Source organism: Bacillus sp. TCT6 (assembly GCF_056033845.1).
In genome coordinates this window covers 5,109,540-5,125,000 of sequence record NZ_JBVYHX010000001.1, presented here as the reverse complement: position 1 = coordinate 5,125,000, position 15,461 = coordinate 5,109,540, and the positions used below count along the sequence as shown (strand labels likewise).

The 15,461-nt window shown below is 36.2% G+C and carries 12 protein-coding genes and 1 rRNA gene (1 of these 13 only partly in view); 6 read left to right on the top strand and 7 right to left on the bottom strand.

The annotated features are described in order from the left end of the window. From AC0ONG_RS26290 to dnaA, 7 genes are all read right to left on the bottom strand, one after another. A 16S ribosomal RNA gene (locus tag AC0ONG_RS26290) occupies positions 1-441 on the bottom strand (it extends 1,111 nt beyond the left edge of the window). Positions 442-685: 244 nt separating this feature from the next. After that, complete coding sequence (gyrA, locus tag AC0ONG_RS26285; protein WP_001282868.1) at positions 686-3,157, bottom strand: DNA gyrase subunit A; 2,472 nt, start codon at positions 3,155-3,157, stop codon at positions 686-688. 88 nt (positions 3,158-3,245) lie between these two features. Further along, positions 3,246-5,168: a DNA topoisomerase (ATP-hydrolyzing) subunit B gene (gyrB, locus tag AC0ONG_RS26280; protein ID WP_000435979.1), complete on the bottom strand. Its 1,923-nt coding sequence runs from the start codon at positions 5,166-5,168 to the stop codon at positions 3,246-3,248. A gap of 39 nt (positions 5,169-5,207) precedes the next feature. Further along, positions 5,208-6,335 (bottom strand): DNA replication/repair protein RecF, encoded by a 1,128-nt coding sequence (gene recF / locus AC0ONG_RS26275; RefSeq protein ID WP_000470754.1) that lies wholly within the window; start codon positions 6,333-6,335, stop codon positions 5,208-5,210. A 12-nt stretch (positions 6,336-6,347) separates the two neighbouring features. Beyond that, positions 6,348-6,560 carry a S4 domain-containing protein YaaA gene (gene yaaA, locus AC0ONG_RS26270; protein ID WP_000680510.1) on the bottom strand — a complete coding sequence of 71 codons (213 nt, stop codon included), beginning with the start codon at positions 6,558-6,560 and terminating at the stop codon, positions 6,348-6,350. 127 nt (positions 6,561-6,687) lie between these two features. Next, entirely contained in the window at positions 6,688-7,833 is a 1,146-nt protein-coding gene (gene dnaN / locus AC0ONG_RS26265) for a DNA polymerase III subunit beta (RefSeq protein ID WP_001212884.1), read from the bottom strand. Between the two features lie 178 nt (positions 7,834-8,011). After that, the gene (dnaA, locus tag AC0ONG_RS26260; RefSeq protein WP_000428018.1) at positions 8,012-9,352 is read right to left on the bottom strand and encodes a chromosomal replication initiator protein DnaA; all 1,341 of its coding nucleotides are present in this window, start codon (positions 9,350-9,352) and stop codon (positions 8,012-8,014) included. Positions 9,353-9,916: 564 nt separating this feature from the next. Here dnaA and rpmH point away from each other — a divergent pair. The 6 genes from rpmH to mnmG all read left to right on the top strand — a co-directional run bounded on the left by rpmH (position 9,917) and on the right by mnmG (position 15,448). Continuing rightward, complete coding sequence (gene rpmH / locus AC0ONG_RS26255; RefSeq protein WP_000831901.1) at positions 9,917-10,051, top strand: 50S ribosomal protein L34; 135 nt, start codon at positions 9,917-9,919, stop codon at positions 10,049-10,051. Between the two features lie 76 nt (positions 10,052-10,127). Continuing rightward, positions 10,128-10,475 carry a ribonuclease P protein component gene (gene rnpA / locus AC0ONG_RS26250; protein ID WP_000726621.1) on the top strand — a complete coding sequence of 116 codons (348 nt, stop codon included), beginning with the start codon at positions 10,128-10,130 and terminating at the stop codon, positions 10,473-10,475. A gap of 52 nt (positions 10,476-10,527) precedes the next feature. Then, on the top strand, positions 10,528-11,295 hold the full coding sequence (gene spoIIIJ / locus AC0ONG_RS26245) for a YidC family membrane integrase SpoIIIJ (protein ID WP_000727741.1): 768 nt from the start codon (positions 10,528-10,530) through the stop codon (positions 11,293-11,295). Further along, positions 11,292-11,909 (top strand): RNA-binding cell elongation regulator Jag/EloR, encoded by a 618-nt coding sequence (gene jag / locus AC0ONG_RS26240; protein ID WP_000022797.1) that lies wholly within the window; start codon positions 11,292-11,294, stop codon positions 11,907-11,909. The genes spoIIIJ and jag overlap by 4 nt, the downstream gene beginning before the upstream one ends. Before the next feature lie 226 nt (positions 11,910-12,135). After that, the gene (gene mnmE / locus AC0ONG_RS26235; RefSeq protein WP_000393760.1) at positions 12,136-13,512 is read left to right on the top strand and encodes a tRNA uridine-5-carboxymethylaminomethyl(34) synthesis GTPase MnmE; all 1,377 of its coding nucleotides are present in this window, start codon (positions 12,136-12,138) and stop codon (positions 13,510-13,512) included. Between the two features lie 46 nt (positions 13,513-13,558). Then, positions 13,559-15,448 (top strand): tRNA uridine-5-carboxymethylaminomethyl(34) synthesis enzyme MnmG, encoded by a 1,890-nt coding sequence (gene mnmG / locus AC0ONG_RS26230; protein WP_000541045.1) that lies wholly within the window; start codon positions 13,559-13,561, stop codon positions 15,446-15,448. Positions 15,449-15,461 lie beyond the last annotated feature (13 nt).

Genomic DNA, 15,461 nt, shown 5'->3' with positions numbered 1-15,461 from the left:
TTTTACGACCCGAAAGCCTTCATCACTCACGCGGCGTTGCTCCGTCAGACTTTCGTCCATTGCGGAAGATTCCCTACTGCTGCCTCCCGTAGGAGTCTGGGCCGTGTCTCAGTCCCAGTGTGGCCGATCACCCTCTCAGGTCGGCTACGCATCGTTGCCTTGGTGAGCCGTTACCTCACCAACTAGCTAATGCGACGCGGGTCCATCCATAAGTGACAGCCGAAGCCGCCTTTCAATTTCGAACCATGCAGTTCAAAATGTTATCCGGTATTAGCCCCGGTTTCCCGGAGTTATCCCAGTCTTATGGGCAGGTTACCCACGTGTTACTCACCCGTCCGCCGCTAACTTCTTGAGAGCAAGCTCTCAATCCATTCGCTCGACTTGCATGTATTAGGCACGCCGCCAGCGTTCATCCTGAGCCAGGATCAAACTCTCCAATAAAGTTAGTTTGTCTAGCATCTAAAAATAAAAATTGACGTTTCACGTTGTTTGTTTCGTTTAGTTTTCAAAGTTCAATATCGCGTTTCAGCGACTTTTATAATATATCATAGTATATTATTTTCGTCAACAAGTTTTTCAAGATAATTTGTATCTCTCATTTGCTGACTCTGCCTATTATATAGACTTTGCTATCACTATGCAAGTATTATTATAAAAAAATAAGAGGGGGGGAAAATCCACCCTCTTATTCTTCAGAAGAAACCTCTTCATTAGATTCTTCTTCTTCATCTTTCTGTGCTTTTGCTACTGTCGCTACCTCTTGCTCATCCTCTAAACGAATTAGACGAACACCTTGTGTATTACGTCCCATTTGAGAGATTTGATCAACCGGCATACGAATAATAACGCCTGCGGCTGTAATTAGCATGATGTCTTCTTCACCTGTTACAGACTTAACCGCTACTAACTTACCGTTTTTATCTGTAATGTTACAAGTTTTAAGACCTTTACCACCACGGCTTTGTAGTCGATACTCTTCAACTGGAGTACGCTTACCATACCCGTTTTTCGTTACAATTAAGACATTCGTATCTTCTTCAACAATTTCCATACCTACTACTTGGTCCTCTTCGCCTAATGTAATAGCTTTTACACCAGCTGCATTACGGCCCATAGAACGTACATCTTGTTCATTGAAGCGAATTAACATACCGTTGCTTGTCCCTACGATAATATCTTTATCGCCAGATGTTAAACGTACAGAAATCACTTCATCTTCTTCACGAAGCGAAATTGCAATTAAACCGTTCGTACGTATATTTGCAAATGATGAAAGTGGCGTTCTCTTAGAAATACCTTGTTTCGTTGTAAAGAATAAGAACTGGTCGTCACCAAATTCACGAATTGGAATAATGGCATTGATCCACTCACCCTTATCTACCCCTAATAGGTTAATAATTGGTAGCCCTTTTGCAGTACGACTATACTCTGGGATTTCATATCCTTTCGTACGGTATACTTTACCCTTGTTTGTAAAGAATAAAATATGATCATGAGTAGACGTTGTTAATAAGTGTTCAACAAAGTCATCATCATTCGTACCCATTCCTTGTACACCACGTCCCCCACGGTTCTGTGTTTTGTACGTAGAAGCTGGTAACCTCTTAATATAACCGTTATGAGTTAACGTAATTGCAATATTTTGCTCAGGAATTAAATCTTCATCTTCAATAAATTCCATACCGCCAATTGTAATTTCTGTTCGTCTCTTATCATTGAAACGCTCTTTTACTTCTGTTAATTCTTCACGAATAATCTCAAGAACTTTCTCTTCATCTGCTAAAATCGCTTTTAATTCAGCAATTAAATTCATTAAATCTTGATATTCTTGCTCGATTTTTTCACGTTCTAATCCAGTTAAACGTTGCAGACGCATATCTAAAATCGCTTGCGCTTGTTTCTCACTTAAACCGAAACGTTCCATTAAGCCTTGCTTTGCAATATCAGCCGTTTTTGAACTACGAATTAACGTAATAACTTCATCAAGATGATCTAAAGCAATTCGTAATCCTTCTAAAATATGAGCACGTGCCTCTGCTTTTTCTAATTCATACGCAGTACGTCTACGGATTACTACCTTCTGGTGCTCCAAATAATGATATAAGTTTTGTTTTAAATTTAGTACTTGAGGCTCTCCATTTACAAGAGACAACATATTAATACCGAAACTTGTTTGAAGTGCTGTATGTTTATATAGATTGTTTAATAGTACGTTTGCATTGGCGTCACGACGTACTTCCATGACAATACGCATACCATTTCGGTCTGATTCATCACGTAAATCTGTAATACCTTCAATTTTCTTATCGCGAACTAATTCTGCGATTTTTTCAATTAATCGTGCCTTATTAACTTGATAAGGTAGTTCCGTTACGATAATAGATTGTTTACCATTTGATTTCTCTTCAATTTCAACTTTGGCACGAAGCATAATAGAACCGCGCCCTGTTTCATAAGCTCTACGGATGCCACTTCGACCTAAGATTAAACCTGATGTCGGGAAGTCTGGTCCAGGAATATATTCCATTAACTCCGCTATAGTAATATCCGGGTTATGACTTAATGCCAACACACCATCAATTACTTCGCCAAGTTGATGCGGCGGAATATTTGTTGCCATACCAACTGCAATACCTGTCGTACCGTTTACTAATAAATTAGGAAAACGCGCTGGTAATACAATCGGCTCTCTTTCCGAACCATCGTAGTTATCTTGATAATCAATTGTATTTTTTGAAATATCACGTATTAATTCCATAGAAATCTTAGACATTCTTGCCTCTGTATAACGCATTGCCGCTGCTGAATCTCCATCTACAGAACCGAAGTTACCATGCCCATCTACAAGCATATAACGTTGACTGAAATCTTGCGCCATACGTACCATTGTTTCATAAACGGCTGAATCACCATGAGGGTGATACTTCCCGATTACTTCACCGACAATACGTGCTGATTTCTTATACGCTTTATCAGCTGTAATTCCTAAATCATTCATCGCATATAAAACCCTACGATGCACAGGTTTTAATCCATCACGAACATCTGGTAATGCACGAGATACGATAACACTCATTGCGTAATCTAAAAATGAGGTACGCATTTCATGACTAATATTAATTTCTCGAATTCGTGCTTGTTGTTGATTGTCTGACATCAACGAGCACCTCCTCTTACGTTTCCGTTATACATACATTGATTTATATGTAGAAGACAGGAATACTTAGATTCCTGTCATTACTCATTTAAATATCAAGGTTTTTCACGTATTTTGCATTCTCTTGGATAAAGTTACGACGTGGTTCCACTTTATCACCCATTAAAATTTCAAATGTTTCATCTGCTTCTATTGCATCTTGAAGAGAAACTTGAAGTAACGAACGTACTTCTGGATCCATTGTCGTCTCCCATAGCTGAGTTGGATTCATCTCTCCAAGACCTTTATAACGTTGAATTCCTGGTTTCGGCTGGGCTGGTAACTCAGCTAATATTTTTTCAAGTTCTTTATCATTATAAGCATATTGAATTTTTTTACCTTGTTGCACCTTAAACAACGGTGGCTGTGCGATATATATATATCCACACTCAATTATTTGACGCATATAACGATAGAAGAAAGTTAATAATAGGGTACGAATATGCGCACCATCAACATCGGCATCGGTCATAATAATAACTTTATGATAGCGTGCTTTTTCGATATCGAAGTCCCCACCAATATTTGTACCAATCGCCGTAATAATTGTACGAACTTCATCATTTGATAAAATCTTATCTAAGCGTGCCTTTTCAACATTAATAATTTTACCCTTCAGCGGTAAAATTGCTTGAAAATGACGATCGCGTCCTTGTTTTGCAGATCCACCCGCAGAGTCACCCTCTACGATATAAATTTCACTAATTGCTGGATCTTTAGAAGAACAATCTGCCAATTTCCCTGGTAAACTTGAAACTTCTAAAGCACTCTTTCGGCGAGTTAGCTCACGAGCTTTTTTAGCTGCTACACGCGCACGTGCTGCCATCGTTCCTTTATCTACAATCTTACGTGCAACATTGGGATTTTCCAGTAAGAATTTTTCAAAAGCCTCAGAGAATACTGACTCCGTAATCGTCCTCGCTTCACTATTTCCAAGTTTCGTCTTCGTTTGCCCTTCAAATTGTGGATTTGGATGTTTAATCGACACAATTGCTGTTAAACCTTCACGAACATCTTCACCAGTCAAATTACTATCCGCATCTTTTAAAATGTTATTTTTACGACCATAATCGTTAATCACACGTGTTAAGGCAGTTTTAAATCCTACCTCATGTGTACCACCTTCATACGTATGAATATTATTTGTAAATGAGTAAATATGATTTGTATATCCTTCGTTATATTGAAGCGCAACTTCAACTTGAATACCATCTTTTGAACCTTCTACATATACAGGCTCTTCATGAATTGGTTGTTTTGAACGATTTAAATGTTCAACATATGATTTAATTCCACCTTCATAGTGGAACTCTTTCTTTTGCTTATGTTCACGTTTATCTTCAATTGTTAATTTAATATTACGATTTAAAAACGCCAACTCACGCATACGAGTCGCTAGCGTATCGAATTCATATTCTGTCGTCTCTTTAAAAATTTCTGGATCCGGTTTAAAGCGAGTTATTGTTCCAGTCTTATCTGTATCACCGATGACTTTTAAATCTGCAACCGGAATACCTCTTTCGTATTTTTGGTAATGGATTTTACCATCACGATGTACAAATACTTCTAATTCTGTTGATAAGGCATTTACAACAGATGCACCAACACCGTGCAAACCACCAGAAACTTTGTAACCGCCACCGCCAAATTTACCACCAGCGTGGAGGACAGTCATAATAACCTCTACTGCAGGACGCCCCATTTTTTCTTGTATACCAACTGGAATACCACGTCCATTATCCGTTACAAGAATACTATTATCTTCTTCGATACTAACGTTAATTTCATCACAATATCCTGCTAACGCTTCATCGATACTATTATCGACAATCTCCCATACAAGGTGGTGAAGTCCCTTTCCACTCGTAGATCCAATATACATACCCGGACGTTTCCGAACTGCCTCTAGTCCTTCAAGTACCTGTATCTGACTTTCATCATATGCATTTTCTTGCATTTGTTTTTGTTCCATTGACACAAAGATCACCTACTTTTCCATTTAAACAGGGGTTTATGCCCTATCTATTTCACAATCTACCGTGCCGTTCGTTACATGAATTGTTTTCGCATCTTTTAATGTTTCGTGTTCAATTCCGTCGACACTCGTCGTTGTAACAAATGTTTGCACCTTTCCTTGAATTGTATTTAACAGATGTGATTGACGATAATCGTCTAATTCTGATAAAACATCATCCAGCAAAAGGATTGGATATTCTTTAACCTCTGAATAAATTAATTCAATTTCAGCTAATTTTAGGGATAGTGCGGTCGTTCGTTGTTGCCCTTGCGAACCAAAGACTTGAACATTTTTACTATTAACGAAGAATTGTAAATCATCACGATGAGGACCAATTAAAGTCGTACCACGGAAAATTTCACGTTGTTTCACAGATTGAAAACTTTCATAGTATACTTCTTTTATTTTCGACAAATCCATTGATTCTGATACATCTACACTTGGTTTATAGACAATTTCTAACTCTTCTAATCCACGGCTTATACCGCGATGAATTGGAGCTGCCCATTCCTGTAGCAAATGCAAAAATTCAAAACGTTTTTGCAGTATTTTCGCACCATGCTCAATTAGTTGAAGTGTAAATACATCCAACATCGTTTCCTCATTCTTACTATTCCCTTGCATTTTTTTCAACAAGTGATTTCGTTGCGTGAGCACCTTTTGATATTGACTTAATTCATACAAATATATAGGAGCTATTTGTCCTAATTCCATATCTAAAAAGCGTCTTCTTACTTGAGGGCTTCCTTTTACAAGATTTAAATCTTCTGGGGCAAACATGACAACGTTCATCACGCCAATATATTGACTTAACTTTTGTTGTTCAAGTTGATTTAATTTTGCCTTTTTACCTTTTTTCGAAATATTTAATTCCAAAGACAAAGAACTGTTTCTTTTTTGTAATTTCCCTTTTATTTGACCAAACTCTTCATCCCAGCGGATAAGTTCGCGATCATTAGAGGTTCTATGAGATTTCGCCATCGCTAAAACATAAATAGCTTCCATCAAGTTTGTTTTCCCTTGTGCATTTTCGCCGATAATTACATTTACCTTATCTTCAAAGGAAAGCTCTAATTTTTCATAATTGCGATAGTTTTTTAATTGTATTTCTGAAATAAACAAAGGGCTCCCCCTTTATGCCTGAACTTGGAAAGTTCCGCTTCCTGGAATTTCAATAACATCATTCGCATATAGTTTGCGACCTCTTCTATTTTCAAGTTCGTTGTTCACGTACACTTCATATTCTTGTAAAAACCATTTTACAGCGCCACCTGTATCAATTACATCAGCTAACTTTAAAAATTGTCCTAGTGTAATATACTCTGTTGAAATTTTAATATGTTTCATAAAATCGCTCACTTTCTGAAAGTGTTCATTCTTTCATTGTACTAAATAAACTAACATTAGGAAAGTAATACCCAAAAATCAAATAAGGGCCACTAGCATCTTTAAACTAGCAACCCTTATTCCTTACCTAGTAAGTACGAACCGGTAAAATTAATTGAATAATTGAATCATCATTTACTGTACGAATTAAGAACGGTCTCATCGCCCCAGTAAAGCTAACTTTAATCTCTGTACTATCTAGAGCTTTCAATGCATCCATCATATATTTTGCACTAAAAGATATTTTTAACTCTTCTCCATCTACTTTTTCACATTGTACTTCTTCGACAACTTTTCCAATTTCTGGTGAATTCGAGGAAATCTCTAGCATTTCTTGCTCTAAAGTTGATAATTTGACAACGTTATTGCGGCCATCTCTCGCTAATAGTGAAGCACGATCAATTGCTTGTAGGAATTCTTTTGTATTTACAAAAATATCCGTTTTACTCTCTGCTGGAATTAAACGTGTCGTATCTGGATAATTTCCTTCTAACAATCTTGAGAAGAATAATAAATGCTTTGTACGGAATAATACTTGATACTCAGTTATTACAATATCTACCATCTCTTCAGACTCATCCAGAATTTTACTTAATTCGTTTAAGCTCTTACCTGGAATAACAACATTAGCTTGAAATTCATCTGCAATATTATGTCCTTCGATTTTCGCTTTTCGAAGTGCCAGTCTATGACTATCTGTTGCAATACAAGTTAACTCGCTGTTATATACCTTCCAGTTTACACCTGTCAAGATTGGTCTTGTTTCAGAAGTAGAAACTGCAAATACAGTTTGTCTGATCATATGTTTAAGTAAATCTGTTGGTATCTTAAATACATGATGTTCTTCAATCTGTGGTAATAACGGATATTCTGCAGAATCTAAACCATTTAAGTTAAACTCTGATTTTCCAGATTTTATTTTTGTCATAAAATGATTTTCCACAGAAATTTCGACAGTATCCTTAGGTAGTTTTTTTACAATCTCACTAAAATATTTTGCTTGTAAAACAATGCTTCCTGATTGAGCTATTTCTACGATTTCTTTTCCATCTTCTTCGACTGGAATAAACGATTCAATAGAAATATCAGCATCGCTTCCTGTTAATGTAACCCCTTCTTCAGTAGCTACAACTTTAATTCCCGTAAGGATGGGGATTGTTGTACGAGAAGAAACTGCCTTCATTACATCTTGTACACCTCTTACAAGATAGTCTTTTTGTATTGTAAAACGCATAAAGAAAAACCTCCGGTAAGTATAAGATTTTATTTAATTAATAAAGATAAAAAATAGTAGTAATAGTAATAGGGCTTGTGGATATGTGGATAACCCCTTTGAAGGATGTAAAAACAGTCTATCTACATGTGGATAGACTGTGCGTAAAACAAGGTAAGTTATTCACACTATTCAGCTACTACTTTAAAATACCATTAATTTCTTCAACCTGCTTTTGTAATTGCGTATCGGTTTTTAGTAGTTTAGAAATTTTTTCATGGGCATGGATAACTGTTGTATGATCACGTCCACCAAATTCTTCACCTATTTTTGGTAAAGAGGAATCCGTAAGTTCGCGTGATAAATACATTGCAATTTGGCGAGGAAACGCAACTGATTTTGTACGTTTTTTCGCTTTAAAATCTTCTAATTTTACTTGATAAACGTCTCCGACAGCTTTTTGAATATCATAAATAGAGATAATTTTCGGCTTAGAATTTGGAATAATATCTTTAAGTGCTTCAGCTGCTAAATCAGCATTAATATCTTTATTAATTAAAGATGAATAAGCTACAACTCGGATAAGTGCACCTTCTAATTCGCGAATATTTGAATCAATTTGATTTGCGATATAAAGCATAACTTCATTTGGTATATCAAGCCCTTCAGCTTTTGCTTTTTTGCGTAAAATTGCAATTCGTGTTTCTAAATCTGGCGGCGTAATATCTGTAATAAGTCCCCATTCAAAGCGAGAACGAAGACGATCTTCTAAAGTTGGAATTTCTTTTGGTGGTCGATCACTAGAAATTACAATTTGTTTACTTTCTTCGTGTAATGCATTAAATGTATGGAAAAACTCTTCTTGAGTTTGTTCTTTTCCAGCAAGAAATTGAATATCATCTATCAATAAAACATCTACATTGCGATATTTATTACGAAAATCAACAGCTTTATTATCACGAATAGAGTTAATAAATTCATTCGTGAATTTTTCTGATGATAAATATACAACTTTTGCATTTGGATTATGTTCAATTACATAATGGCCAATCGCGTGCATTAAATGCGTCTTTCCAAGCCCAACTCCCCCGTAAATAAAGAGTGGATTATACGCTTTAGCTGGCGCCTCGGCTACAGCTAATGAAGCTGCATGGGCAAAACGGTTACCAGAGCCGATAACAAATGTATCAAATGTATATTTTGGATTTAACATGCTCTGTGGTAAATGAGCTGAATCATCTTGTGCTGGATTCCGCTTAACTGGAGGAAGATCAATGTCCTCTTCCGCTTGACTTTGGGGAATAATAAAGCGAATTGCTAATTTTGCCCCTGTTAAATCGTATAGTGTTTCTGAAATTAGTTCTGAGTAATGAGATTCTAGCCAGTCACGAGCAAATTCATTTGGAGCTGTAATCGTTAATACGTCTTTCTTCAAGTTATGAGCCGTTGTTGATTTTAACCATGTCTCATAACTAGGCTTGCTTACCTTTTTTTCTAATTCTTTTAAGGCACTATTCCATAAATCAGAGATATTTTCCAAAGGTGTCCCTCCTTTACTAAGATGGTAAAAGAATAAGGCTGCGCAACAAATGTACAACCTAATAAATATAAAATGTATATTTATACGAAACGTATTTTAAAACCTAAAAACGTCGTTTGTATATGAGATAGGGTTTTCGACAAAAAAAACAAATGTGGACAACTGTTTACCCACATGTGATTAAAACTGTCCACATGTTATACACAAATTGTGGATAAGATAAAGATGTGGAAAACTTATTCAAAGTGAAAACACAACTATAATATCAAAAAAAAGTGGCTATAGCAATGAATTTAAGAAAGTTATCCACAAAATCAATACCTTGTGGAATAAACTTGTCCACAACACGATATACTGTGTAAAAGTGGGAAAAAAGTTTGTGGATATAAAAAACGTGAAAAAACATTTATCCACAAGGAAATATAGATGCTGTGAAAAAGTATGTGAATAGGTTCAAAATGAATATTTGATGAAAATTTCTAGAACCATTGACATTTTCCTAGTTGATTAACTATAATTTATAGGACTGTCTTTAACAGATATTCCTCAGGGAGGTGTCATATAATGAAAAGAACTTACCAACCAAATAAACGTAAGCGCAGCAAAGTACATGGTTTCCGCAGCCGTATGAGCACAGCGAACGGACGTAAAGTGCTAGCAGCTCGTCGTCGTAAAGGAAGAAAAGTATTATCTGCGTAGACCACTGATCGTTCAGTGGTCTTTTTTTCTAATAATAGTGAATTTCCGCTGATGAAATACAGGAGTGTCAATTGATATGAAGAAAAAACATCGTATAAAGAAGAATGATGAATTCCAGGCGGTTTTTCAAAAAGGAAAATCAAATGCGAATCGTCAGTTTGTTGTATACCAATTAGATAAAGAAGAACAGCCAAACTTTCGCATCGGCCTTTCTGTTAGCAAGAAAATAGGAAATGCAGTAGTTCGTAATCGAATTAAGCGCATGGTCCGTCAAGCTATTACAGAGTTAAAAGATGAGATAGATTCTGGAAAAGATTTTGTTATAATAGCAAGGAAGCCTTGTGCAGAGATGACATATGAAGAAGTAAAGAAAAGCTTAATTCATGTCTTTAAACGCTCTGGTATGAAAAGAATAAAAAAGTAGCGTAAGGAAATGAATTACACTATATACATACCGATACAAGGAGGAGTAGGCTTTGAAAAAGAAATTAGGTTTACTAGCCATGGTCGTTGCATTAATGGCGATTGCCACCGGTTGTAGTGAAACGGGTCAGCCGATTACATCGAAAAGTACTGGGATTTGGAATGAATATTTCGTATATCCGCTTTCTCAGTTAATCACGTATTTTGCCGACTTATTTAACAGTAATTACGGTTTAGCAATTGTTATTACAACTCTTATCATTCGTTTTGCATTATTACCATTAATGATTAAACAAACAAAGAGTACAAAAGCAATGCAAGCGTTACAACCAGAAATGGTGAAGTTAAAAGAGAAATATAGTTCTAAAGATCAAGCAACACAGCAAAAACTACAACAAGAAATGATGCAGTTATATCAAAAGAATGGTGTAAATCCATTGGCAGGATGTTTACCGATATTTGTTCAGATGCCTATTTTATTCGCGTTTTATCATGCGATTATGAGAACAACAGCAATTAGTGAACATACATTTTTATGGTTTGATTTAGGACAGGCAGATCCGTTCTATATCTTACCGGTTGTTGCAGCAATTACGACATTTATTCAGCAAAAGCTTGCAATGGCAGGAACAGCTGGTCAAAATCCGCAAATGGCAATGATGCTTTGGCTTATGCCGATTATGATTTTAATCTTTGCAATTAACTTCCCAGCTGCATTATCACTTTACTGGGTTGTTGGTAATATCTTTGGTATTGCTCAAATGTACTTTATCAAAGGGCCAGAGATTAAGGCTAGCAAAGCTGGAGGCTCAAGCAAGTGAGTATAATTACTGCTAAAGGACAAACAGTCGAGCTGGCAGTAGAGGATGCTTTAAGGCAATTAAATACATCAAAAGATCGAGTAGATATAAATATTGTCGATGAGGGTAAAAGAGGATTCTTAGGTTTATTTGGGAATCGTCCTGCAGTAGTAGAAGTTGTATTGAAGAAAGATCCAATTCAGGAATGTGAAGAATATTTAAGAAATGTTATTCACAATATGGGTGTGGAAGTTGAAATTAGTAAAGTTGTAAAAGGACGCGAGATCGAATTTACAATTTCTGGTGATGATGTAGGAGTTTTAATTGGAAAAAGAGGTAATACACTAAACTCTTTACAGTATTTAACAAAACTTGTTGCGAATCGTAACACGAAGCAGTATATAGGTATTACACTAGATGCTGAAAATTATCGTAGTAAAAGAAAAAGTACGCTAGAATCACTTTCTTATCGATTAGCGAAACAAGTATCTAATACGAAAAAAAGAGTTATTTTAGAACCGATGCCATCTTTTGAACGAAAAATTATTCATCAGGCATTATCAAATCATCAAGGTATCAAAACAACTTCTGAAGGAAATGAACCACATCGGCATGTTGTAATATCTCCTAAATGACCGGTTGCTCAAATGAGTGCCGGTTTTTTTGAGCGAAAAATAGATGTGGATAACTAAAAAACACTAAACTTATCCACTGTGAATAAGTTTAGTGTTTTTTACATGGGGATATAATAAAATGAGTTATTCTTCTTTTGTAGATAGGTTCGTTATGGTATCCTAATAATTTAGTGAAAGAAATAATCATGTTGAAATAGAGATAAATAAGCAAGTGAGGTGAAAGGACATGGAATTTGATACAATTGCTGCGATTTCCACAGCGCTTGGAGAGGGTGCAATTGCCATTGTTCGAGTAAGTGGGGATGATGCGGTTGAGAAAGTTGACCGTATTTTTAAAGGGAAGGATTTAACAGAGGTTCCTTCTCACACTATTCATTATGGTCATATCGTTGATTTAGATACAAATCAAGTTATTGAAGAAGTTATGGTGTCTATTATGCGCGCACCAAGGACTTTTACACGTGAAAATATAGTGGAAATTAACTGTCATGGCGGACTTGTTTCAGTAAATAAAGTATTGCAACTTATTCTAGCGCAAGGAGTACGATTGGCAGAACCGGGCGAATTTACAAAACGTGCTTTTTTAAATGGACGTATCGATTTATCACAAGCAGAAGCTGTTATGGATTTGATTCGAGCAAAAACAGATCGTGCGATGAATGTAGCAATTAATCAAATGGAAGGGCGATTATCTAAATTAATTGGTCGCCTACGTCAAGAAATATTAGAAACATTAGCTCATGTTGAGGTAAATATAGATTATCCAGAATACGATGATGTAGAAGAGATGACACATAATATTTTAATTGAGAAAGCGACGCATGTTCGTTCGGAAATCGAAAAAATATTAGAAACATCAAAACAAGGGAAAATTTTACGTGAAGGTATTGCTACAGCAATTATCGGTAGACCTAATGTTGGGAAATCATCGTTATTAAATAGTCTTGTTCAGGAGAAAAAAGCAATTGTAACTGATATTGCAGGAACAACTCGTGATGTTATTGAAGAGTACGTTAATGTGCGTGGTGTACCTCTTAAACTTATAGATACAGCCGGTATTCGTGAGACAGAAGATGTTGTTGAACGAATTGGTGTGGAGCGATCAAAAGAAATGATGAGCCAAGCAGATTTAGTATTAGTTGTTGTCAACTATAGCGAGGCTTTAACAAATGAGGATGAAGATCTATTCCATGCGGTACAAGGAAAAGACTTTATTGTTATTGTGAATAAGACTGATTTACCGCAAGCGATTGATATGGAACGTGTTACAGAGTTAGCTGCGGGAAATCGTGTTATTACAACATCCTTAATTGAGGAACAAGGAATAGATGAACTCGAAAAGGCAATAGCTGATTTATTCTTTGAAGGAACAATCGATTCTGCAGATATGACATATGTTTCTAATGCGAGACATATTGGATTATTAACACAAGCGGGACAAACAATCGGTGATGCAATTGAGGCAATAGAAAATGGTGTACCAATTGATATGGTGCAAATTGATTTAACAAGAACGTGGGAAATACTTGGTGAAATTACTGGTGACACAGTCCATGAAAGCCTAATTGACCAGTTGTTCTCTCAATTTTGTTTAGGAAAATAATATAGTGATGTTTTAGAAAGATAGAGATTATTAGGAGGAATAAACAATGGGATACAATGCCGGTTCATATGATGTCATAGTAATCGGTGCAGGTCATGCAGGATGTGAAGCTGGTCTTGCGGCAGCACGAATGGGCTCAAAAACATTAATGTTAACAATTAACTTAGATATGGTAGCTTTCATGCCATGTAACCCTTCTGTTGGTGGACCAGCAAAAGGGATTGTTGTTCGTGAAATTGATGCATTAGGCGGAGAAATGGGACGTAATATTGATAAAACTCATATTCAAATGCGTATGCTAAATACAGGTAAGGGGCCAGCTGTACGTGCACTTCGAGCGCAAGCTGATAAATTCTCTTACCAACATGAATTGAAGAAAACAATTGAAGAAACACCAAACTTAACGTTATTCCAAGGAATGGTAGAGCGTTTAATCGTTGAAGATGGTATGTGTAAAGGGGTAGTTACACAAGCTGGTGCAGAATATACAGCAAAAACCGTTGTAATTACGACTGGAACATTTTTACGTGGCGAGATTATCATGGGCGACTTAAAATATTCAAGCGGTCCAAATAATCAGCAACCGTCTATTACATTATCTGAGCATTTAGAGGAACTTGGGTTTGATCTTGTTAGATTTAAAACAGGGACACCTCCGCGTGTAAACAGTAATACAATTGACTACAGTAAAACAGAAATTCAACCGGGTGATGATAAGCCACGTTCGTTCTCTTTTGAAACAACGAAATTTATTATGGATCAAATTCCATGTTGGTTGACATATACAAGTACAGAAACACACCGTTTAATAGATGAAAATTTACATCGTTCAGCTATGTATTCTGGTATGATTAAAGGAACAGGCCCTAGATACTGTCCTTCTATTGAAGACAAAGTAGTAAGATTTAATGATAAACCACGTCATCAAATTTTCTTAGAGCCAGAAGGGCGTAATACACAAGAAGTATATGTGCAAGGTTTATCCACAAGCCTACCAGAAGATGTACAACGTGACATGCTTAGAACAATTCCAGGCCTAGAAAATGTTGAAATGATGCGCACAGGTTATGCAATTGAATATGATGCAATTGTGCCAACACAACTATGGCCAACACTTGAAACGAAAAAGATTAAAAATTTATATACAGCAGGACAAATTAATGGAACTTCTGGTTACGAAGAGGCGGCAGGACAAGGGCTTATGGCTGGGATTAATGCAGCATGCCGTTCTTTAGGTAAAAAAGAAGTTGTTTTAGGTCGTGAGGATGCTTATATTGGTGTCTTAATTGATGATCTTGTTACGAAAGGTACAAATGAACCATATCGTTTATTAACATCTCGTGCAGAATACCGTCTATTATTACGCCATGATAATGCTGATCTTCGTTTAACTGAAGTTGGTCGTGAAATTGGATTAATTAAAGAAGAGCGCTATGAGCGATTTACAAATAAAAAACTACAAATTGAACAGGAAAAGGAACGTTTAAGCAGCATTATTATTAAACCACGTCCTGAGGTTCAAGAATTAATTCGCAATATTGGCGGAAGTGAATTGAAAGATGGAATACGTGCAAGTGACTTATTACGTCGTCCAGAGATGACATATGAGCATATTCATCTTTTAGTACCAAGTGAAGTAGAATTAAGTGATGAAGTTACAGAACAAGTTGAAATTCAGATTAAGTACGAAGGATACATTGAAAAATCTTTACAGCAAGTAGAGCGTATGAAGAAAATGGAGAGTAAAAAAATACCTGTAGATATTGATTATGATGCGATTTCTAGCCTTGCCTCAGAAGCTAGACAGAAATTGAAAGATGTTCGTCCACTTTCAATGGGGCAGGCTTCACGTATTTCTGGCGTAAATCCAGCGGATATTTCCATTTTACTTGTTTATATAGAACAAGGAAAAATTGCGCGCGTATCGAACCAATAAATAGTAAGGAGAT

What these genes read in the sequence shown, in the direction of transcription:
- gyrA (WP_001282868.1), bottom strand. Translation starts at nt 3,157, where the DNA reads ATGTCAGACAATCAACAACAAGCACGAATTCGAGAAATTAATATTAGT.
- gyrB (WP_000435979.1), bottom strand. Translation starts at nt 5,168, where the DNA reads ATGGAACAAAAACAAATGCAAGAAAATGCATATGATGAAAGTCAGATA.
- yaaA (WP_000680510.1), bottom strand. Translation starts at nt 6,560, where the DNA reads ATGAAACATATTAAAATTTCAACAGAGTATATTACACTAGGACAATTT.
- dnaN (WP_001212884.1), bottom strand. Translation starts at nt 7,833, where the DNA reads ATGCGTTTTACAATACAAAAAGACTATCTTGTAAGAGGTGTACAAGAT.
- rpmH (WP_000831901.1), top strand. Translation starts at nt 9,917, where the DNA reads ATGAAAAGAACTTACCAACCAAATAAACGTAAGCGCAGCAAAGTACAT.
- rnpA (WP_000726621.1), top strand. Translation starts at nt 10,128, where the DNA reads ATGAAGAAAAAACATCGTATAAAGAAGAATGATGAATTCCAGGCGGTT.
- mnmE (WP_000393760.1), top strand. Translation starts at nt 12,136, where the DNA reads ATGGAATTTGATACAATTGCTGCGATTTCCACAGCGCTTGGAGAGGGT.
- mnmG (WP_000541045.1), top strand. Translation starts at nt 13,559, where the DNA reads ATGGGATACAATGCCGGTTCATATGATGTCATAGTAATCGGTGCAGGT.